Origin of the sequence: Novosphingobium subterraneum, from assembly GCF_000807925.1 — a bacterium.
GTDB lineage: Bacteria > Pseudomonadota > Alphaproteobacteria > Sphingomonadales > Sphingomonadaceae > Novosphingobium > Novosphingobium subterraneum.
This window is the reverse complement of sequence record NZ_JRVC01000010.1, coordinates 16,881-37,377: the sequence shown is the minus strand read 5'-3', so window position 1 is coordinate 37,377 and position 20,497 is coordinate 16,881. Positions and strand designations below refer to the sequence as shown.

The following is a 20,497-nucleotide window of genomic DNA, read 5'->3' as shown; positions in this document are numbered from 1 at the left end:
AAGGCGCGCCGCTGCCGTGCCTCTCAATCCGCCGCGATCTGGCGGGCGATGTCCGGCATGACCGGCGGGGTCTGCTCCTGCATGAAACGGATGCGGCTGCCGAGGGCCTGCTCGCTCATCTCGGGCTGGCTGTGCACCCAGAACCTGTTTTCTGCCATCTGTTCGAGGAACAGGCGGCAGCCCTCGTCGAGGTCCATGCCGTAGTCGCGCATCATCTCGAACATCGCGCGGCGGTGGCCGCTGGCGTTGGCCGGTTCCCCCTCGCCGCCTTCCGCATTGAAGATGTTGGTGCGCATCATGCCGGGGATGATCGCCGATACGTGGATCGGCAGCTTCTTCAATTCCATCTCGAGATAGAGGCATTCGCTGAACGCCTGCACCGCGTGCTTGGTGACGATATAGGCGGTCTGCGCGGGCATCTGTCCGAAGGCGCCAACGGAGGAAAGGTTGCCGATCCAAGCTTCCTGGCCGCTGGCGATGATACGCGGGACGAAGGCGCGCACGCCGTGGATCACCCCATGGAGGTTGATGTTCAGCGCGGCTTCCCAGCGCGCCGTGGGCACTTCCCAGGTGTAGCCGACGGTCTCGATACCCGCGTTGTTGATCAGCAGGCGCACTTCGCCATGCCGGGCGAACACCAGTTCGGCGAGGCGATCGAGCTCTTCGGGAATCGACACGTCGACCTTTTCGGCTTCGGCCTTTCCGCCAGCCGCCTTGATCGCGGCGACAGTTTCAGCGGCGGCGGCCTCGTTGATGTCGGTCACCACCACGGTCATGCCGAGCGCGCCGGCGCGACGGGCGAGTCCTGCGCCAATGCCGGAACCGGCACCGGTTACGACGGCCACGCCGCCTGCAAATACGTCCTTGTCCAAGGCCATGAACTTACTCTCCGCTGCGGATCAATGGGCCAGCATCTGCACGTTTTCGCACAGCGCGCCTTCGGGATCGGTCGAGAATACCACGCGCACGCCGTGATCAGCCTCCTCGCGAATGGGGCCGACCAGCTTGCCGCCGTTCGCCGTGATCTTTTCGACAAGTGCGTCGAGATCCTCGACCACGAAGCCGAGGATGACCTGCTGGTCGCGGGGCGCAGCGCGCTCGGTAAAGTTGAACATGACCAGCGAGCCCTTGGTCCAGTCACCCCCCGGAGCGAGGATCACTTCGCGGAACGGCTCGCCATCGCTTGAGCCAGCCACCCTCTGGACAATGCCGTAGCCGTAGACCGCCACGTAGTAGGAGGCCATCGCCTCTTCATCGCGGCAGATCAGCTTCGTGAAGCCGGAAATTGCGGTCATCGTATCGTTCTCCCGTTCGCGCTGCGCGATGTCGTGACTGGCCTTGCGAGCCGGCCTCTCAGACATTCCGCAAGGAAAGTGAATCAGCACTCACTATCATTGATTATCGTAGCCTCTTCGCGCATATGTTACGCAATGACAAGCCGAAAGGCCGGAAGGAACAAGCCTGATGCGCAGCTATGATGTTGAAAACGGGGTCGTGGATCTGGGCCGGATCCAGCTCGACGTGCCCGATACGATCAGCGACGAGGCCAAGGCCTATCTGCGCTTCGATCCCAACCAGCAGATGCCCGAGGACGCGCACCCGGTGCCGATGTGGCAGATGCGCGAACCGCTGGCGCCAATGTTCGAATGGCTGAACCAGCAGGCGTTGGAAGCCTATCCCTGCACGGTCGAGGAGACCGCGATCGACGGCGTGCGCTGCCATCGCATTGCGCCCAAGGACGGCGTGCGCCATGCTGGCAAGATTCTGATCAACCTGCACGGTGGCGGCTTCGTCATGGGTTCGGGCTCGCTGGTGGAAGCCATCCCGATTGCTGTCGAGACCGGGTGCGAAGTCATCGCCGTCGATTATCGTCTTGCGCCCGAGCACCCCTTCCCCGCGGCCGTGGACGACATCGTCGCGGTCTATCGCGATGCGCTGAAGACCCATGCGGCAAGGGACGTGATCCTGTTCGGCACCTCGGCCGGCGGCTTTCTGACGGCCATGGCGATCATGCGTTTCAAGAAGGAGGGGCTTCCACTACCGGCTGCCTGCGGCGTGTTCACCGCCGGCGGCGACGTGACGCAGCTGGGCGATACCTTCAATTACCTGACGCTGTCGGGCTTCTACGGCCACGTCGGCGCAAAGCTGGACGATCCGCTGTGCGAACGCGGTGTCTTTGTTGGAGCGGCGGACCGCAACGATCCGCTGCTAGCCCCGATCAAGGGCGACCTTTCGGACTTCCCGCCGACGCTGCTGGTCACCGGCACGCGCGATGCGGTGCTGAGTTCGGCGGCCATGTTCCACCGTGCCTTGCGCAAGGCTGGGCGCGATGCCGATCTTCACGTGTTCGAAGCGATGCCGCACGGCTTCTGGTTCAGCTTGGCCCTGCCGGAATCTCGCGAGGCAATCGACCTGATGGCACGCTTCTTCGAACGCCACCTCGGCATCGGCGCAACATAGATCAGCTGCGCCGACAAGAACCGCGACTTACAGGAAGAAGTCGCGGTTCTCGGCGCCCATCAGCACGCTGGCATAGTTGCGCGCAAAGCCGACCGGATTGTTGGCAACATGCGCGCGCGACATGCGCACGTCATGCCACAGATCCTGAAAATCGCTGCCGAGATAGACCGAGCGGCCACCGGCCACGTCCATCAGCAGGTCCATCGCCTCGATGCAGCGATCCGCCACGAGGCTGGCCTGATAACGATAGCGGACGCGGTCCTCGATGGTCGGCTTCCAGCCCGCCCTTTCCATCGCCTCGAAGTTGCTGACCATCACCGTCAGGCATTCCTCGGCAAGGTTGGAGGCGCGGGCGATGCGTTCCAGCACATCAGGGTCGGCGGCGGACTTGGTCATGTCGGTGGAGCTGAGGCCGACGCGATCCCTGAACAGCGCGATGGCATGGCGCACTGCGCCGATCGCGGCGGTGTTGACCACGCGGATGAACACTTGCGCCCATGGCAGGTCATAGACGCCGCTGCCCTGATGGTGGACCGAATTGAACCCGTCCATCTGCTTGTGGCTGCGGCGCTCGGGCACGAACACCGGTGTGTCGATCACGATATCGTTGGAGCCGGTACCCTGCAGGCCCATGGTGTGCCAGGTATCGTCGATGCGGTAATCGCCGGCGGGCACGAGGAAGGTGCGATGGCCCTCCTCGGCCACCATCCCACCCAGCAGCACCCAGTTGCAGTGCAGGCTCCCGCTCGACCAGCCCCACCGGCCCGACAGCAGGAAGCCGCCTTCGGTCCGCTCGACTTTCGCGCCCACCGGATTGTAGGAACTGGAGATCATGGCGTCCGGGCCATCGGCGAAAACCTCGGCCTGTGTCTCAGGGTCCATCATCGCGATCTGGTAGTTGTGAACCGCGACGATCCCCAGCGCCCATGCGGTGCTCATGTCGCGTTCGGCAATGGCGATCTGGTCGAGGAAGAAGTCCTGCGGCGTCCCTTCGCGTCCGCCGTGGCTGGCGGGGGTAAAGTGGCGGAAGAAGCCCTCTTGCCGCAGTGCTTCCACGACCTTGTCGGAAATGCGCCGCGCCTTACGCCCTTCTTCGGCATGAGCCGCGACGAGATCGAGCGTGGCTGCTGAGATCGACATTTAATACCCCTCGAAACCTAGTGCGTAGCCATGTGAATCTTATGATACGCATTTTGCGCCTTGCAAAGCATCTAGACAAAACTTTGCCGCAAAAACACTGGTGAAATTGTCTATTTGCACCAAAGTGCAGCGCATCTACGCCGCACACCCGTCTACGACACAGGGGCCGCCTTGCGAGCGGCCCCTGCAGATTTCGCCAAGCGCGACAGGCAATTACCAGTTGAACTTCAGCGTGGCGCCGAATTCGCGCGGGTTGGTCAGGCTGACCTGCCGGAAGCCCGAATTGAAGGTGCCTGCAATCAGGGAATCCACCGTCCCGTTGCCGAGGCCACGGTTGGTGACGCGCCGCTGGTCGAGCAGGTTGCGGGCGAACACGTCGAACTCCCATTTGCCGTCGTCGGTGCGCACGCCCAGGAACATGTTGAGCAGTTCGCGCGACTGATAGGTGTACTGCGCCCGCTCTGAATCAAAGCCCGGACGATAGGTGAACAGGGCGCGCACGAACGGCGTCACCGAGCCCATCGGCAGGCGCAGTTCGGTGTTGGCAGTCAGGCTGAAGTCCGGAACTTCGGCGAGGCGACCATTGGCCACGCAATAGCTGACATTGCCCGTGCCGGTAACCTTTGGCGTGCCGTTGCGGTTGGGGACGCCGGTGCCAGCAAAGTCGGTGCACGGCACGCGGGCATTGTCGAACCGCGCCTTTGTGTATGCGGCCGACACGCCCAGGTCCCAGTTGTCCGAAACGCGCCCGTCGAACGAGGCTTCGACGCCCTTGATCGTGGCATCGGCATTGTAGTTGAAGTCAAAGAACCCGGTGGCCGGCTGGTTCGCGGGAGCGTTGTAATAGATGTCGGTGAACCGCGACAGGAAGTTGTCGATCTTCTGGTAATAGCCCGAAAGCGAATAGCTGACGCGGCGATCGAACATCGTGCCCTTGATCCCGCCCTCGAACGAATCGCTCTTTTCCGGATTGGTGCGGATCAGGTCGTTGGAAATGCCGGCCGGCACGGCAACGCCCGTGCTGCCGGCGCGGAACGAATGGCCATAGGCGGCAAACACGTTGAGGTTCGGCGTGATCTCGTAGGAGATATTCACGCCGCCCGTCACCGGCTTGTTGGTATTGCGCTGCAGGGCCGGCGGGATGATCTCGGTCGGGCCGCTATTGACGGCGCCGCTCAGCGTCAGTTGTGTGGTCTGAACGCTCTTGATGATCGAATAGCGCACGCCACCCTCGATCGACAGCGGGCCGGAGCGGTAGCGCAGGTTGGCGTTGAACGACCAGGTCTGGTTGTTGACCGGCACGTTGACGCGCGTTGCGATGCCCAGTGTGTTGGGCAGCGTGAACGGCGTGAAGCCGGGGATCGGCAAACCGATCGCGGCGAATGGCAGGTTGACTTGCGCATTAGGGCTTACCGCATACCAGAACTGCGAAGCATCCTGATTGACCACGGTCGTGCCGGTCTGCTTCGTGTAGAACGCGCCAAGACCCCAGCCGAGACCTTCGCTGTTGTTCGAGGTCAGGCGCAATTCGGCCGTGTCGACCTTGTAGGGCGTCACCACATCGGAATACTGCACATAGCCTGGCAGCGCATTGGTCACATCAAGATCGCGCTGGATGTCAAGCCTGCTGAACTGGTGCGCCCCCACGAAGGCGATTGTCGCGGGCCCGAGATCGTAGTCGAGGTTGAGGTTGACGATGTGCGACTTGTTGATGTTGCGGAAGGCACCATCCTGCACCGAGGCATAATCGTCCGTGGTCAGCGCCGGGCCCGACCGCGCAGTCGTATCGGGCACGAACACCCCGGCGAGCAGCGCCGGAAGATCGCCCACACCCGGAACCGGAATCGTGAAATACTGGCTGTAGGGCGTATTGCCCGCGCCGATGACCTGCTGGAACTGGCGGTTGTCGGCTTCGAGGTACTGATAGGTCAGGTAGCCGGTGAAGTTGTCGGTCGGCTTCCAGCCCAGCGTGATGCGCGCGCTTTCGGTGGTGCTCTTCGAGCGTTCCTTGCGGGTCACGTTATAGACGTTGTTGAGGCGGTTGCCGTCGACCAGCGCGGCAACGCGGATCGCGAACGTGTCGGAGAACGGCAGCGAGGCCCCCATCTGCGCGTTGTAGCCCGCACGGGTCGTGCCGGTGATCTGCGCGTAGCCCTCAGGCTTTTCGAAGCTGGGGCGACGGGTGGCGATGGTGATCGCGCCAGCCGGCGCCGAAAGGCCGCGCAGCAGCCCCTGGGGCCCGCGAAGCACTTCGATCTGCTGCACGTCATAGATCGCGGTGTAGACCGTCTGTGCGTCGGTCGGGATCTCGTTGAGGTAGACCTGCACGGCGGGCGAGGTGCCCTGATCGGGGTCGAACGAAATGCCGCGCAGCGTCGTGGTGTTGTTGCGGCCGCTGACGTTGGTCAGTTCCAGGCCAGGAGCGAGTTGCTGCACGTCCTTGACGTCGAAGATCTTGAACTTCTCGAGCTGTTCGCCGGTGGCCACGTTCACCGTCATCGCCACGTCCTGCAGCTTCTGCGACTGGCGGGTGGCGGTAACGATGATCTCGTTGCTCGGCGCTTCCTCTGCCGCCTGCGGCGCGGCGTCGGCCGGCTCGGCCGCCATGGCTGCACCTGGCAGCTGCATCGCGATTGCACTGGCGCCGAGCAGTAGCGCGAACCTGGTGTTGTCGGACTTCATGTTTCCTCCCCTCGTTGGCCGAAAGAGCGAGGTGGCCCCGCCTGCGTTCGCGCCTGGATTTGTGCCGATCGCTCGGTCCGATTCCGGCGGGATCGTGCGGTGACTTCAGGGGAGCGATAGCGCGCCTACCGTCCATCGTGCTGGACCGGCCCATGCGCCCAAGATCAGACTCACTCCCCCTCGGTCCTTGCATTCAATCACGCCGAAGTTAGTCTTAACTAACAAAAGATGCCGGGTGCGTCAAATCAGATTCGCTCAATAGCGATCTTATTCGGTCGTAATTGGCCTGCGGCGGGGGATTTGCGTAAGAATGCGCCATTTTCGCAACGCAATAACCAAAGGGCGAAAGCGCCTTACCGCGCACCCGCTACAGTCGCTCGCCTGAGTCCCCGGGGCTCAATCCATGTCGGGCCAGACTTGCGCGAAGAACGGATTGGCGGCCCTGTTCGCATCGTAGCTGTCCTGATCGACCATGCAGGTCGGACACCAGTGGCCGCCCTTGAGGTAGAGCCGGGGCGTCATCGTGAAGTCATGGCCCATGGCGCAGCGGAACTGCGTCGGCTCGTCGGCACCGCCCATCGCGCCAACATGCTTGCCGCCCCGGAACGCGGCGGCAGACCTGAGATCGTCGCCGGTCCAGTCCTGCTCGTGCTTATCGGTGTCATAACCGTGGTCGAGCAGCGAGACCTCGCGCGAGGGCTGGCGAAACTCGAAGTCGGCCCAGGTGCGCGGCAGCCGCTCCCACGCCTCGCGCGATCCGAAATAGGCATCGATGTGCTCGCGGTCGTCATTCGCGATCCAGTTGAGAGTGCCCCCCGGGCCCTTTGCCAGCTTCTCCATCCGGCTGCGCCCCGCGCCCGGAAACCATCGGGCGACAAGCCGCACCGGCACCGGCATGCTGGCGACCATCGCCTGTGCCCAGTCCTCCAGCGTCTCGGAGCGGAACGGCACCATCTCCTCGAGCCGATCCGAATCCGCATACCACTGGCCATGGAAGTTGCGCGTCGCCGACCAGTGCGGGCGAAAGCTGGCGAAGGCATCCTTCTGCCCCAGCGCCCGTGCGGTGATGCGGGCGAACTCGTGATTGGTGACCCGCAGCTTATCCCCGCCGCCGATGTTGTAGAAGCGCTTCCAGAACGTCTCGGGCACGGCATCCTCGCAGGCATTCGCCGCAAGCCGGGCCGAATCGCCCACCGTCACCCATTCGAACACGCCGTTGAACGGGTTGTGGAAAATGATCGGGTCGAAGATCTTCCAGATGCCCGGATGCGCAATGCCGGTCTGGCGCAGCGAGACCCAGCGCTTCAGCCCGCTCTGCGCGACGATGGCTTCAGCCTGGGTCTTGCTCACTGCGTACTGGTCGAACCGGCTGATCTTGATCGGATCGCCGGTGCGGCCCCAGTGGACCGGCGCATTGCGGTGCCCCGTCTGCGCCACCGTGCCGATATAGACGAGGGCCGTAGTCTCTGCCTGCCCTGCCGCCTTGATCGCCTCGACGATGTTTCGCGCCCCGCCGACATTCACCTTCATGGTCAGTTCGGGGAACTGGTCGGCAAAGGGCGAGACCATGCCGCCGATGTGCAGCACCTGATCCACGCCGTCGATACCACGGCGCATGTCCTGCGCGCTGGTCAGATCGCCACTGAGCCACTCCACCGCCGGATGCTTTGCAAACCGCTTCACCACCGGGTGGCCCTGCTCCTCCGGCCGCACCAATGCGCGGACCCGGAAGCGGTCTGCCCTGCCCGCCAGTTCGGCAAGGGTCGCGCTGCCCATGTTGCCGGTCGCACCGGTCAGAAAGATCGTCTTCTTGGTGGAAATCGCCACGTCAGGCTGCCTCACAGGTTATAATTGTCCTCATAGGTTCGATTAAATCAAGCTGGCAGTCAATCGCTTGCACAGACCTCTTTGCCAATTCCGAATTATGATGTAAGTGCCCACTTATCAAAACGGAGAGGCGAGATGAACGCGATTCTGGCTGAGCGCACCAACTTTACACCACTGGCCAATGGCCCGGACCTTGCCCGCGCGCTCGATGAAGCGAACGTGCCGACCCTGCTTGCGGCCTATGTCCATCTCTCGCACAATACCGATCTGCTCGAACAGTTCGCGCCCCATATCCGGCCCGCGTTCTCCTATCCTCCGACGGAAATTCCCGACGAGCTGGCCGACGCGCTGCGCCTCAAGCTGCGGCACCTGCTCACCACCGGCGAAGGCCTCGCCAGCAGCGAACCCTCGGACGCGCTCGTCCAGCGCATAATGTCGGTGACCGTGGGCGAACCGGTGGACACCGAGTTCGTCGACCTGGTGAACGACCAGTGCGGCTTCCGTCCCTGGATAGACCGCAGCAAGCTGCCCGATCGTCCTGCCCCCAAGGCCGGCTTCAAGGTGCTCGTCATCGGCGCGGGCATGACCGGCATGGCCGCCGCCACCAAGCTGCGCGAGGCGGGCTATGAATTCGTCGTGATCGAGAAGAACCCCGAAGTCGGCGGCACCTGGTACGAGAACCGCTACCCCGGCGTCGGCGTCGATACGCCCAGCCACTTCTACAGCTTCAGCTGGGAAATCTGGCCCGATTGGCAGCACTACCACCCCCACGGCGCCGACATGCAGCGCTACATGACGGGCGTTGCCGACAAGTACGACCTGCGCCGCGACATCCGCTTCAACACCACGGTCGAAAAGCTGGTCTGGGACGAGAAGTCCTGCACCTGGACCGTCACTGTCCGCCGTGCCGATGGCCAGACAGAAGACCTTGTCGTCAACGCGGTGATCAACGGCCACGGTCCGGTCAACCGCCCGAAGATGCCGGACATTCCGGGCCTGTCCGGCTTCAAGGGCCCCGTCGTCCACACCGCCGCCTATCCCGCCGATCTCGACCTGAAGGGCAAGCGCGTCGCCGTCATCGGCACCGGAGCCAGCTCGGCCCAGCTCTGCGGCGCGATCGCGCCCGAGGTGGCCGAACTCACCGTCTATCAGCGCACCAAGCACTGGGTGCTCTACAATCCGGAAATCGCCCACGAGGTGAGCGAGGGGATGAAGTGGGCGCTGGCCAACATCCCCACCTTCAAGGAATGGTTCCGCTTCCGCGTCTACTGGGCCGCGGCCGACGGACTGTTCTCGAACGTGCTCAAGGACCCGGCGTGGGAAGGCAATATGCTGGCCGTCTCCGAAGGCAACGAGATGACGCGCCAGTACGCGCTCGGCTACATGCAGCAGCGCTTTGCCGACCGGCCCGACCTGATCGAGAAGCTCACCCCCGATTTCCCGATCTTCTCCAAGCGCATTATCCTCGACAATGGCTGGTTCGATGCGCTCGCCCGCCCCAACGTCCACCTGGAAACGCAGGGCATCGCCCGCATCCTGCCAAATGGCATCGAGGCGAAAGACGGCTCGGTGTTCGAGTGCGACGTGATCATCTGCGCCACCGGTTTCAACGTCGCGCAGATGGTCGGCAACCTTGTGATCAGGGGCGAAGGCGGGCGTGAACTGGGCGAGGAATGGGGTGCGGAAGACCCGCGCAGCTACCTTGGCATGTGCGTCCCGGGCTATCCCAACTACTTCCACACCGTTGGCCCCAACAGCGCGCCCAATCACGCGGCCGGCCAGAACCTCATCTCCGAAGCGCAGGTCAACTGGATCATCGAGGCGCTCGATCGCATCACCGAAGCCGGCGCCCGCGCCTTCGAGGTGGAGCAGGACGCATTCGATGCCTGGAACCGCAAGGTGGACGAGCGCATGCCGCAGATGATCTGGACCCACCCGCGCGCCAATTCCTACTACAACAACTCGAAAGGCCGGGTCTTTCTGTCGTGGCCTTGGCGCCTGGTGGACTTCTTCAACGCCACCCGCCGCCCGGAACCGGGCTGCTATCGCCTGATCGATTGAGACCGCCAACCCGGTTCCATGCATCTCTCTTGCGCGGGACCGTGGTTTCGCCCTAGTCGGGATGCGTGACCAAACGCACCCGCCTCCCCGCGAAAGACCGCAAGGCGCTCATTCTCGCCAACGCCCGCGCAATTTTCGCGCAGAGTGGCTATGAAGCGGCGCGCACGCAGGAGATTGCCAAGCGGTCGGGCGTATCCGAAGCGCTGATGTACCGGCACTTCCCCTCTAAAGAGGCGCTCTACCGCGCCGTCCTGCGCGAAGTGATCCGCGAACAGGATGCCAGCTACGAGATCCTCGGGCTCCAGGAACTCAACGGGCGGGCGCTGGTCCGCAATCTCCATGCCTATTTCAGCCTCGTCATCGGGCCGTCCCAGGTGCGCTTCAAGGAAGGCTTCCGCCTGCTGCTTGCCAGCCTGATCGGCGACGCGCGGTTTGCCACGCTGGTCTATCGCCGCGCGCACCGGTTGATGAATCATCGCCTCACCGCCGCCTTGCGCCAGGCGCGCGACGCTGGCGAGGTGGTGGGCCGGGAAATCTCGGTCGCCAACACCTCGCTGTTCACCGAACACGTCGGCACCGTGCTCAACGTGCTGGCTTCGAACGTCGAACGCTCGCCCTACCACGGCAACACCGAGGACCTCATCCGCGACGCCGTATGGTTCTGCTGCCGCGGGGTGGGCTTCACCGACGAAGCGATCGAGCGCCACCTGCGCGATTGAGCGCTGCCGAAAGGGCTACGCCGGCATTCAGGCGCGCATCAGCGAGCCGCCGTTGACATCGAAGATCCCGCCATTGATCCAGCGCCCGTCCTGCGACAGCAGCATGGCGACGACGCCGGCATGGTCTTCGGATGTACCGAGGCGCGTGTGGGGGGTGCGGGCCATGTAGTAGTCCGCCCACTTCCTGGCCTCCTCGGCATTCGCGTCCATCTGCGCCTTCATCTCGCCCGTGACGGTGAAACCGGGCGCGAGGACATTGGCCGTGACCCCTTCCTTTCCCCAGCGTGCCGCGACATGGCGCATCAATGCGTTCAGTCCGGCCTTGGCCATGGCATAGCAGGGACGTGTTGGCTCGGCGCCGTGGGCAGCGCCCGAACTGGTATAGACAATCGCGCCCTCCCCACTGGCAACGAGGTGTGGCAGAACTTCGCGGGTACACAGCAGGTGGCCCCGCAGGTTTACCGCGATAGTGCGATCGAAGGTGGCGAGGTCGATCGCCAAGGCATCGGAATCTTCCATGATCACGCGCAGGTCGGCCGCGTTGATATGCGCTCCATCAAGCCCGCCGAACCGATCCACCGCGGCCGCGGTCGCCTGCTGGACGGAGGCTTCGTCAGCGATGTCGACATGGACGGCGAATGTGGCGCCACCGGCGTCCTCGGCAACCTTCGTCGCACCGGCGATGTTGATATCTGCTGCGCATACCTGCGCGCCCTCCTCGGCAAGGCGGCGAACGGTGGCTGCGCCAATGCCCGTCGCACTGCCGAAAACGATGATGCGGCGGCCGGCAAGTCGGTTGGTCATGATCGTCCCTTCTTCACGTCAATCGAGTGCTCATCAGGGGCCAGAGCCCACGCCATACGCATCACAGGATGCGCAAAGGTGAAGCATGCCTCGCCGACTTGCCAGGAATGCGTAGACATATACCCATCATGGTGCGTAAAGGAACTAAGTTTTTACTCACCATCCTCGTGAACTGCCATGCCCTTGCGCTGGCCGGGCATGCGGGTTACCAACCACATTGACAGCGCTATCTAGTTGGGGTCCAAAAGGATCGACGGCGCGGGGAGAGCGATATTGCGCAAAGTGCTGAAGGTGCTCGGCCTGCTGTTGCTTGCGGCCGCGGTAGTCATGGCGATCCTGGCGTGGCGCAACTGGGACCTGATCCAGCGCGTGTTTCTGGGCGGTGTCAAAGTCTATGAGACGGTCCCGCCGCAAATTCCCGCCAACATTCCGCGCCCCGCCGTGCTGGTCTTCTCGAAGACCAATGCCTTTCGCCATGAAGAGGCGATTCCCGCTGCTGCGAAAATGTTCGACGCGCTGGCCCGGCAGAATGGCTGGGGCCTCTACCAGACGGAGAACGGAGCGGCCTTCAGCCCCGAGATCCTGTCCCGCTTCGATGCCGTGGTGTTCTCCAACGTCACCGGCGACGTCTTCACGCCCGAACAGCGCGCTGCGTTCAAGGCCTATCTCGAAAATGGCGGTGGCTACGTCGGGATCCACGGCGCGGGCGACAATTCGCACAAGGCGTGGGACTGGTATGTCACCTCGGTGATCGGCACGAACTTCATCGGCCATCCGATGGACCCGCAGTTCCAGAGCGCTGCCGTCAACGTCGAAACCCATGCGCACCCTTCGACCGCGTCATTGCCTGACAGGTTCGATCATGTCGACGAATGGTATTCCTTCGACAAGTCGCCGCGCGGCATCCCCGGGCTGACCGTTCTCGCCACGATCGACGAGGGCAGCTACAAGCCGGGTTCGTTCATGGGCACCGAACTTGCCATGGGCAAGGACCATCCCGTGGCGTGGTGGCGATGCATTGGCCAAGGGCGCGTGTTCTACGCTGCGGCAGGCCACACTGCACAGACTTACGACGATCCCCAGTACCGCCAGTTCCTTACGGGTGCGGTACAGTGGGCGATGAAGCGCGCCGGCAGCGACTGCGGCAGCGATGCCGCCAGCGCCGCCGGGCCCGCGCAAGGCAAGCAACCGAAATAGAGCAACCACAGGAACGGGCGGGGAATTCTTTCATGGCAACCACATCCCAGAACAGGAAATCGATCTTCTGGATCTGCGTCCTTGCCCTGTTCTGTGCGGCACTGGCGAACGCCGTGCGCGCAGGCGCCGCCGGGGCAATGAAGACAGCCCTGCTCGATCCGATCGACCCGCAGCATTCGGGCGAGCTTATCGGCGTCGTGCTCGGCAACTCTTTCCTCGGCTTTGCCATCAGCTTGCTGGTCATCTCGCCGCTGCTCGACAAGTTGGGCGCAAAGAAGGTGATCCTGTTCGCCTCGGCCTGCTTCATCCTCGGCCCGCTCCTTGTGCTGCTGGCGGGGAACGCTCCACCCGCCTCGATCATGCTCGTGCTCAACCTGGCCATGGTTCTGTGGGGCTGCGGCTGGGGAGCGACCGAGGCCTCGATCAATCCCGTGGTGGCCACGCTCTTTCCCGACGAGAAGACAGGCAAGCTCAACGAGCTGCACGCCTGGTGGCCGGCAGGCCTGATCCTCGGCGGTCTGCTTTCGGTCCTGTTCTTCAAGTCGCTCGACCTGCCGTGGCAGGCGCTGGTGGGCCTGTGCCTCATTCCCGGCGTGGCTCTGGCAATCTGGGCAGCCCGCCACCAGTTCCCGCAGACCGAAAGCGCCGTGGCAGGCGTCTCCTTCGGCGAGATGATGACCGAGCCGTTCAAGCGGCCGAGCTTCTGGGTATTCTTCGCCATCATGTTCCTGACCGCGTCGAGCGAACTGGCGCCGGGCGCATGGGTCGATGTGACGCTGACCAATACCGTCGGCATGCCGGGCATCCTCGTGCTGGTCTATGTCTCTGCGATCATGTTCGTCATGCGCCATTTCGCCGGCGCGCTGGAACATCGTTTTTCCGACATGGGCCTTCTGCTGATGTGCACGGTGCCCGCGGCCGTGGGCCTGTACCTGCTGTCGGTGGCGAACTCACCCGTTACCGCGGTACTGGCGGCAACGGTCTGGGCGTTCGGCGTGTGCTTCATGTGGCCGACCATGCTGGCGGCAGTTTCGCGGCGATACCCGCGCTCTGGCCCATGGGGCATTGGCCTGGTCGGTTTTGCCGGCGCGCTGGCGATCTACTTCGTGCTCCCCGAACTCGGCGCGATCTATGACAGGGCCAAGCTGGAGAAGGCCGGGGGCGAAGAAGCCTTCGCCGCATTGCAGCCCGGCAGCGATGCCTTGCAGCAGGTTCTTGCCTACGCTGCAGAGAAGAGCTTCCAGACCATTGCCATCATTCCGGTGGTGCTCTTCTTCATCTTCCTCGCCGTGCGCCTCGTCGAACGGAAAAGCGGAAAGGCCTGATCTGTGAAGGTCGGCATCAACCTGATGCTGTGGACGGGGCATGTCACGCCCGCTGATGCGCCGCTGCTCGCAGCGCTGAAGGACACCGGGTTCGACGGCGTGGAAGTCCCGCTGTTCGACGTTTCGAGCAGCGCGCACTTTGCCGGGCTGGCCGACATCCTTGACGGCATCGGGCTCGAACGCACGGCAACGGCCATTCTTCCGGACGAAGCGCACAATCCGATTTCACCCGATCCCGCAGTCCGCGCCCGTGCGGTCCAGCATCTTGAGCGCGTGATCGATTGCGCAGCGGCGCTCGGCGCGCAGGTTTTGGCCGGACCGTTGTTCCAGCCGCTCGGGCTGTTCAGCGGGGCCGGGCCGACCGAGGCCGAGCTTGAGCGTTGCGCCGAGGTGCACCGGACAGTTGCCGAACGCGCCCGCGCGGCAAACCTGCCTTTGGCGCTGGAACCCCTCAACCGCTTCGAGTGCTACCTGCTCAACACCTGCGAACAGGCGAGCGCCTATCTGGACCGTCTCGATGCACCCGGGTTCGGCATCCTTTACGATACGTTCCATGCCCATATCGAGGAGAAGGACCCGGTGGCGGCGCTGCGCAAGGCACTGGCGCGCGGCCACGTGGCCCATGTCCACATCAGCGAGAACGATCGCGGCACTCCGGGGCGCGGGCATGCCAGGATTGCCGAGGCCATCGCCGCACTCAAGCAGACGGGGTACGATGGCTGGCTGACCATCGAGGCCTTCGGCAAGGGCCTGCCCGAGCTCGCCGCCGCAACCCGCGTATGGCGCGATTTCTTCAGCAGCCCGGAAGAGGTCTACACCGAGGGGCACCGCTTTATCCGCGCATGCTGGGGCCAGGCATGATGTCCACACCTGCCATTTTTGCCCTGCGCCAAGACGCAAGCCAGAACACGGAGACTGCCGATGATTGATCTTCCCGAAACCGATCGCCGTGGCATCTTGGCCGGCTTTGCTGCCCTGCTTGGCGCGGCAGCACTTCCAATCGAGGCACTTGCGGCACCGGCCGGCAAGACCACGCCCTTCCTCCCCGCCCCTCGCTTTGCGCTGCTTTCAAGCGTGGCCGACACGATGCTGCCCGTCACCGACACGCCGGGCGCGCTTGCGGCGCAAGTCCCCGCCCGGCTTGACGCGATGCTCAAGAACTGGGCCGCATCGGCCACCCGGGCCGAGATCCTCGCGGCGCTTGACCGGATCGATGCCTCGGCCAAAGCTGCCAAGGGGCGCAGCTTTGCCGCGCTTTCCGCAAAGGAGCGCGAAACGGTGCTGCGCGCCCACGATGCCGCCGCGCTCAAGCCGACAGCCCCGCTCGATGCCAACAAGGCGGGGTTCCTGCAGACGGGGACCGTACCGACCGATGCCGGTTACAAGCGGCTGAAGGAGCTGGTCATCGGCCTCTACTACTACAGCCCGACCGGCAGCGAGCACGAGCTGGTCTATGATCACGTGCCCGGCCCCTACCAGGCCTCGGTCAAGCTTACCCCGAAATCCCGGCCTTTCCTCGGCCTCGGTCCGTTCTGAGCGGAGATAGATTCATGTTTGACGCCATCGTTATCGGCTCGGGTATCAGCGGGGGCATTTCCGCCAAGGAATTGACCGAACGCGGCCTGAAGGTCCTGGTGATAGAGCGCGGCCGCAAGGTCGAACACGTCAGCGACTACAACGACACCCAGATGCCGTGGGAGCTGCCCAACAACAACGAGATTCCCGAAGAGGAACTGGCGCGCGACTATCCGGTGCAGCGCCAGTGCTATGCCGTGAATGCCGCGACCAAGCAGTTCTGGGTCAAGGACAGCGAACATCCCTACACCACGCCAGAAGACCGCCCGTTCAGCTGGATTCGCGGCTATCACCTCGGCGGGCGCTCGATCATGTGGGGCCGCCAGGCCTATCGTCTTTCGCCCATGGATTTCGAGGCCAACGCCAAGGACGGTCACGGCGTCGACTGGCCAATCCGCTATGACGACCTCGCGCCATGGTACAGCCATGTCGAGAAGTTCATCGGCGTGGCAGGGTCAAAGGAAGGCCTGCCGCAACTGCCAGATGGCGAATTCCTGCCTCCATGGGAAATGAACGATGCCGAGAAGCTGTTCAAGGCATCGGTCGAGGAGAAGTTCTCGGGCCGCAAGGTGATCATCGGGCGCAATGCCAACCTCTCGGTCGCACAGCCACACCACGAGGAACTGGGGCGCACCAGCTGCCAGAACCGTTCGATCTGCGAACGCGGCTGCAGCTTCGGGGCGAACCACACCAGCCTGTCCTCATCCTTCCCCGCGGCAGAGCGCACCGGCAACCTGACCATCGTCACCGATGCGATCGTGCACAGCCTGGTGCAGGACCCGGCCAGTGGCAGGATCACGGCCGTGCGGGTGATCGATGCCAAGACCATGGAGGGGCGGACCTATGAGGCAAAGGTCTTCTTCCTCAACGCATCGACCATCGGATCGGCGCAGATCCTGCTGAACTCGGCGAACGAGGCAAATCCGCGCGGCCTGTGCAACAAGTCCGATCAGGTCGGCCGCAACATCATGGACCACATGTATGCGCTGGCGACAGCCGGCGTGATGCCGCATTATCCAGCCGACAGCTATTATCACGGCCGCCGTCCCACCGGGATCTACATCCCGCGCTATCGCAACGTGACCGAGGACGCCGACGGCTTCGTGCGCGGCTACGGCTATCAGGGCGCAGTGACCCGGCAGGGCGGAAAGCCCGATGCTTCCGCAGGAATCGGCCAGGAGATCAAGGAGCGGAACCGCAAGTTCGGGCCGTGGGTCGCCTATATCTCGGGCTTTGGCGAAATGCTGCCCCATCCCGATAACCGGATGACGCTGCACCAGACGCGCAAGGACAAGTGGGGCATTCCGCTGCTCCACATCGACGTTCAGCTGCGCGAAAACGAGAAGAAGATGGCGAGGCAGATCCAGGCCGATGCCCGGACCATGATCGAAGCCGCCGGCGGCACTGTCGTCTACCAGCGGACCGAACCGGGACCGCCGGGTCTGGGCATCCACGAGATGGGCAGCGCCCGCATGGGCCGCGATCCGATGACCTCGGTGTTCAACGGGCTGAACCAGGCGCACGAGGCGCCGAACCTGTTCTGCACCGATGGCGCGGTGATGACCTCTTCGGGCTGCCAGAACCCGTCGCTCACCTACATGGCGATGTCGGCCCGCGCCGCGCACAATGCGGTGCTGATGTTGAAGGAAGGCAAGATCTGAACCGCTCGGGGGCTGCCTGCAAGGGCAGCCCTTCAAGCAGGAGATGCCCGGAATTACATTCCCGGCGATCCGGGGAAGCCCATGTAGTAGCTGCCGGTGGTCATTCCGCCGTCGACCACGATCTCTGCGCCATGGATGTAGGACGCCTCGTCGCTGGCAAGGAAGGCGCTGGCTGCGGCCACCTCTTCCGGCCCGCCGATGCGCTGCAACGGCACGTTGCCATAGCCCTTGTCCACTTCCTCGCGCGGCGCGCCGGAATGGTTGGACATCACCGTGTCCACCCCGCCGGGGTGGACGGAGTTCACCCGAACGCCCTTGTGGCCCAGCTCCATCGCCGCCACCTTGGTCAGCCCGCGCACGCCCCACTTGGACGAGGCGTAGGCAACCAGGCTGTTCGCGCCCTTCATCCCGTCCACGGAAGAGACATTGACGATCGACCCGCGCCCTCGCGCGATCATGCCCGGCGCCACCGCCTTGATGCCGAGGAACTCGCCGACGAGATTGACGCCCAATACCTTTTCGTAATCGGCCTTGGTCGTCTCGAACAGGCTCTTGAACAGCAGGATGCCGGCATTGTTGACCAGCGCGTCGACCGGTCCCAGCGTTGCTTCAACTTCGCCGACAACGGCAGCCCAATTGGCCTCGTCGGTCACGTCGAGATGGAAGAACCGCGCCGCATCGCCAAGCTCTGCGGCCAGTGCTTCACCGGCCTCGTCCAGCACATCGGCAATCGCCACTTTCGCGCCCTCGGCCACGAACAGCCGGCTCGTCGCCGCGCCCATGCCCCGCGCGCCACCGGTGACGATCGCCACCTTGCCTGCAAGCTTTCCCATGATCTCTCCCTTGGCCCCTGCGTGGGAGCCTTATGTCCTCAGGCCACCTTCTGCCCCGGCCGCTTGTCGAGCGTGACGTGCAGACCATTGACCCGGCCCTGTATCTCGGGCGCCTTGTCACGCGGGTTGTAGAACTGGCGGTACCACAGGCGCACCTTGGCGTATGGCCCATCCTTGGGGATCGCCAGCGGGTTGATGCAGGCGCGCTTGTTCGCCCAGATTTCCACGTCCTGCGCAAAGGCAAGGCGGCTCGCTTCCTGATACATCAGCGCGGTCTGGCGGTCCTCGGCGGTCGTCTCGCGGCTGCCGTCGTGAACCTTGACCATCAGCGCGTGCCATGACCGCGTCACCCCGTCCTCGATCGGCGTGTTGGCGATCATGATGAAGCTGTCGAACGTGCCGGCCATTTCCGATTGCAGGAAGCCGGGCCCCTCGTACCAGGTATCCAGGACCAGCGCGTCTTCGGGGTTGGCGGTCAGCGTGCGGTGCCCGGCGCTATAGTACTGGTGCAGGTGCGGCCCCATGAACTCGTTGGCAAAGTACTGCCAGTCGGTCGCCCCGTGGATCGGCACGAAGTGGCCGAAGTCGGCCATGTTGTCGACGATCTCGATGCCGTGGCTGTTAAGATCGCCCATGTAGTCGATCTTCCATTCGACCCAGCCCGGCTCGCCATAATGGCCGCCGAAATTGGCCAGCTCGACGTCGGGCTCCAACCCTTCCGGATCATGCCACATCCAGATGATCCCGGCGCGTTCGAGCACCGGATAAGTGCCGAGCTTCGCTGCCTTGGGGATGAAGTCGGAATAGGGAATGTGGTTGCACGCGCCATCGGTGCCGAAGCGCCAGCCGTGGAACGGGCAGCGGATCGACTCGCCCTCGACATGCTCGCCATCGCGCACGATGTAGGACGTGCTGTTCTTCGCCAGGTGCGCGCCCATGTGCGGGCAATAGGCATCGACCACGTAAGGCTTGCCGCTCTCGCCCCGGTAGATCACCAGATCCTTGCCGAAGTAGCGGATCGGCGCGGGAGTGCGCGTGGCATCGGCTGCAGTTCCGATCATGAACCAGCCGCGCGGAAAATCGAACTCACCCAGGCCATACTCTTTCGAGGTTGCCATCTGCATCACTCCTTTTGATCACCGCGCCGTTCTGCCTTGGTGACGACAGCGCATTCGTGATCCCGAAAACCGAATCGCGAACGATTTGCGGACCGATCGCGATCTTCTCCCACGCCCTCAGCATGGCACGCCCAAGAGCATTGGGCAAGCCCAAGCGGACCACACTTTGCGTTGCCATAAATGCCGCATCTTACGCAAAGACAGCAATACTCCACGTTTTCTCTGTAACCTGCGTTCAGATTTTGGTTTGCAGTTTGCATGAGGCCGTGGCAACAACCCGATCAGCGAGAGGCCGCAAGACGCTTCACGCCACTGGAGAGAAGCATGACCGATCTTGACCGCAAAGTCGTCCTGATAACCGGAGCCGGGCAGGGCATCGGACAGGGCGTGGCGCTGGCAATGGCAGGCGCTGGCGCATCTGTCGTCGTCACCGGGCGGACGCTCGCCAAGGTCGAGGCAACGGCGCGGATGGTCGAGGAACGGGGCGGCCAGGCGCTTGCCGTCGCTTGCGACGTGAAGTCCGCCGCCGACCTTGCCGCGACGGTCGAGCGCACCGTCGCCACCTTCGGCGGGCTCGACATTCTCGTCAACAATGCCCAGGAAGTGCCGCTCGGCAAGCTCGAGGACGTGACGGACGAAGCCTTCCTCGCGGGATTCGAAAGCGGGCCGCTGGCCACGCACCGCCTGATGAAGCTGGCCCGCCCGCACCTCGCCGCGCGCGGCGGCGGCACGATCTTCAACTTCTGCTCGTCGGCGGGCATCCGCTGGGACATGACCGGTTACGGCTGCTACGCCGCGGTCAAGCAGGCGATCCGTTCGCTCACCCGCGCCGCTGCCGCCGAATGGGGCGGCGAAGGCATCCGCGTGCTGACCATCGCGCCGCACGCGGAATCGCCCGGGCTCAAGTGGTGGATCGAGAACAATCCCGAAGAGGCGCAGGCCTTCTTCCGCACGATCCCGCTGGGCCGGGTCGGCAGCCTGGAAGGCGATATCGGCCGCGCGCTGGTGGCGCTTGCGGGGCAGGACCTTGCCTACCTGACCGGGGCGACCATCCCGCTCGACGGTGGACAGGCCAACTTCGACTGAGGAGGCGCA

17 protein-coding genes are annotated in these 20,497 nt (G+C 63.8%); 9 read left to right on the top strand and 8 right to left on the bottom strand.

The window, feature by feature from the left end; genetic code table 11:
- Positions 1 to 23: 23 nt before the first annotated feature.
- Positions 24 to 878 carry an SDR family NAD(P)-dependent oxidoreductase gene (locus NJ75_RS11240; protein WP_039334493.1) on the bottom strand — a complete coding sequence of 285 codons (855 nt, stop codon included), beginning with the start codon at positions 876 to 878 and terminating at the stop codon, positions 24 to 26.
- A 21-nt stretch (positions 879 to 899) separates the two neighbouring features.
- A complete protein-coding gene (locus NJ75_RS11235; RefSeq protein ID WP_052242373.1) occupies positions 900 to 1,361 on the bottom strand; it encodes a VOC family protein in 462 nt (153 codons plus the stop codon).
- Positions 1,362 to 1,464: 103 nt separating this feature from the next.
- Between NJ75_RS11235 and NJ75_RS11230 the strand changes: the two genes are divergently transcribed.
- Complete coding sequence (locus tag NJ75_RS11230) at positions 1,465 to 2,460, top strand: alpha/beta hydrolase (RefSeq protein WP_052242371.1); 996 nt, start codon at positions 1,465 to 1,467, stop codon at positions 2,458 to 2,460.
- A 27-nt stretch (positions 2,461 to 2,487) separates the two neighbouring features.
- On the opposite strand, the gene NJ75_RS11225 is transcribed toward NJ75_RS11230, so the two are convergent.
- From NJ75_RS11225 to NJ75_RS11215, 3 genes are all read right to left on the bottom strand, one after another.
- Positions 2,488 to 3,600 carry an acyl-CoA dehydrogenase family protein gene (locus NJ75_RS11225; RefSeq protein ID WP_039334491.1) on the bottom strand — a complete coding sequence of 371 codons (1,113 nt, stop codon included), beginning with the start codon at positions 3,598 to 3,600 and terminating at the stop codon, positions 2,488 to 2,490.
- Positions 3,601 to 3,813: 213 nt separating this feature from the next.
- Positions 3,814 to 6,282 carry a TonB-dependent receptor gene (locus NJ75_RS11220; protein ID WP_039334489.1) on the bottom strand — a complete coding sequence of 823 codons (2,469 nt, stop codon included), beginning with the start codon at positions 6,280 to 6,282 and terminating at the stop codon, positions 3,814 to 3,816.
- Positions 6,283 to 6,678: 396 nt separating this feature from the next.
- Positions 6,679 to 8,124 carry an NAD-dependent epimerase/dehydratase family protein gene (locus NJ75_RS11215; RefSeq protein ID WP_236727129.1) on the bottom strand — a complete coding sequence of 482 codons (1,446 nt, stop codon included), beginning with the start codon at positions 8,122 to 8,124 and terminating at the stop codon, positions 6,679 to 6,681.
- 120 nt (positions 8,125 to 8,244) lie between these two features.
- On the opposite strand from NJ75_RS11215, the gene NJ75_RS11210 reads away from it, so the two are divergent.
- Together NJ75_RS11210 and NJ75_RS11205 are read left to right on the top strand one after the other, a co-directional pair.
- Positions 8,245 to 10,170, top strand: a complete 1,926-nt coding sequence (locus NJ75_RS11210) for a flavin-containing monooxygenase (RefSeq protein ID WP_052242369.1) — start codon at positions 8,245 to 8,247, stop codon at positions 10,168 to 10,170.
- 65 nt (positions 10,171 to 10,235) lie between these two features.
- Positions 10,236 to 10,889, top strand: coding sequence for a TetR/AcrR family transcriptional regulator (locus NJ75_RS11205; RefSeq protein WP_039334487.1), 654 nt, complete (start codon positions 10,236 to 10,238; stop codon positions 10,887 to 10,889).
- Between the two features lie 27 nt (positions 10,890 to 10,916).
- On the opposite strand, the gene NJ75_RS11200 is transcribed toward NJ75_RS11205, so the two are convergent.
- Entirely contained in the window at positions 10,917 to 11,693 is a 777-nt protein-coding gene (locus tag NJ75_RS11200) for an SDR family NAD(P)-dependent oxidoreductase (protein WP_039334485.1), read from the bottom strand.
- Positions 11,694 to 11,975: 282 nt separating this feature from the next.
- Here NJ75_RS11200 and NJ75_RS11195 point away from each other — a divergent pair, with 282 nt between their 5' ends.
- Genes NJ75_RS11195 through NJ75_RS11175 form a run of 5 tightly spaced genes read left to right on the top strand, consistent with a single transcriptional unit; the run spans position 11,976 to position 17,451 of the window.
- The gene (locus NJ75_RS11195) at positions 11,976 to 12,890 is read left to right on the top strand and encodes a ThuA domain-containing protein (protein WP_052242367.1); all 915 of its coding nucleotides are present in this window, start codon (positions 11,976 to 11,978) and stop codon (positions 12,888 to 12,890) included.
- A gap of 32 nt (positions 12,891 to 12,922) precedes the next feature.
- Entirely contained in the window at positions 12,923 to 14,215 is a 1,293-nt protein-coding gene (locus NJ75_RS11190) for an MFS transporter (RefSeq protein WP_039334484.1), read from the top strand.
- A gap of 3 nt (positions 14,216 to 14,218) precedes the next feature.
- Positions 14,219 to 15,076, top strand: a complete 858-nt coding sequence (locus tag NJ75_RS11185) for a sugar phosphate isomerase/epimerase family protein (protein WP_039334482.1) — start codon at positions 14,219 to 14,221, stop codon at positions 15,074 to 15,076.
- Between the two features lie 60 nt (positions 15,077 to 15,136).
- Positions 15,137 to 15,751: a gluconate 2-dehydrogenase subunit 3 family protein gene (locus NJ75_RS23325; RefSeq protein ID WP_052242365.1), complete on the top strand. Its 615-nt coding sequence runs from the start codon at positions 15,137 to 15,139 to the stop codon at positions 15,749 to 15,751.
- Between the two features lie 14 nt (positions 15,752 to 15,765).
- On the top strand, positions 15,766 to 17,451 hold the full coding sequence (locus NJ75_RS11175) for a GMC oxidoreductase (RefSeq protein WP_039334481.1): 1,686 nt from the start codon (positions 15,766 to 15,768) through the stop codon (positions 17,449 to 17,451).
- 53 nt (positions 17,452 to 17,504) lie between these two features.
- On the opposite strand, the gene NJ75_RS11170 is transcribed toward NJ75_RS11175, so the two are convergent.
- Both NJ75_RS11170 and NJ75_RS11165 read right to left on the bottom strand, forming a co-directional pair.
- Positions 17,505 to 18,284, bottom strand: coding sequence for an SDR family NAD(P)-dependent oxidoreductase (locus NJ75_RS11170; RefSeq protein ID WP_039334480.1), 780 nt, complete (start codon positions 18,282 to 18,284; stop codon positions 17,505 to 17,507).
- A gap of 38 nt (positions 18,285 to 18,322) precedes the next feature.
- Positions 18,323 to 19,402, bottom strand: coding sequence for a Rieske 2Fe-2S domain-containing protein (locus NJ75_RS11165; protein ID WP_039334652.1), 1,080 nt, complete (start codon positions 19,400 to 19,402; stop codon positions 18,323 to 18,325).
- Between the two features lie 324 nt (positions 19,403 to 19,726).
- Between NJ75_RS11165 and NJ75_RS11160 the strand changes: the two genes are divergently transcribed.
- A complete protein-coding gene (locus NJ75_RS11160; RefSeq protein WP_039334478.1) occupies positions 19,727 to 20,488 on the top strand; it encodes an SDR family NAD(P)-dependent oxidoreductase in 762 nt (253 codons plus the stop codon).
- The last annotated feature ends 9 nt before the right edge of the window (positions 20,489 to 20,497 follow it).

Coding starts and splice junctions, on each gene's coding strand:
- NJ75_RS11240 (WP_039334493.1), bottom strand. CDS start 878: ATGGCCTTGGACAAGGACGTATTTGCAGGCGGCGTGGCCGTCGTAACC.
- NJ75_RS11235 (WP_052242373.1), bottom strand. CDS start 1,361: ATGTCTGAGAGGCCGGCTCGCAAGGCCAGTCACGACATCGCGCAGCGC.
- NJ75_RS11230 (WP_052242371.1), top strand. CDS start 1,465: ATGCGCAGCTATGATGTTGAAAACGGGGTCGTGGATCTGGGCCGGATC.
- NJ75_RS11225 (WP_039334491.1), bottom strand. CDS start 3,600: ATGTCGATCTCAGCAGCCACGCTCGATCTCGTCGCGGCTCATGCCGAA.
- NJ75_RS11220 (WP_039334489.1), bottom strand. CDS start 6,282: ATGAAGTCCGACAACACCAGGTTCGCGCTACTGCTCGGCGCCAGTGCA.
- NJ75_RS11210 (WP_052242369.1), top strand. CDS start 8,245: ATGAACGCGATTCTGGCTGAGCGCACCAACTTTACACCACTGGCCAAT.
- NJ75_RS11200 (WP_039334485.1), bottom strand. CDS start 11,693: ATGACCAACCGACTTGCCGGCCGCCGCATCATCGTTTTCGGCAGTGCG.
- NJ75_RS11190 (WP_039334484.1), top strand. CDS start 12,923: ATGGCAACCACATCCCAGAACAGGAAATCGATCTTCTGGATCTGCGTC.
- NJ75_RS23325 (WP_052242365.1), top strand. CDS start 15,137: ATGATTGATCTTCCCGAAACCGATCGCCGTGGCATCTTGGCCGGCTTT.
- NJ75_RS11175 (WP_039334481.1), top strand. CDS start 15,766: ATGTTTGACGCCATCGTTATCGGCTCGGGTATCAGCGGGGGCATTTCC.
- NJ75_RS11170 (WP_039334480.1), bottom strand. CDS start 18,284: ATGGGAAAGCTTGCAGGCAAGGTGGCGATCGTCACCGGTGGCGCGCGG.
- NJ75_RS11165 (WP_039334652.1), bottom strand. CDS start 19,402: ATGGCAACCTCGAAAGAGTATGGCCTGGGTGAGTTCGATTTTCCGCGC.
- NJ75_RS11160 (WP_039334478.1), top strand. CDS start 19,727: ATGACCGATCTTGACCGCAAAGTCGTCCTGATAACCGGAGCCGGGCAG.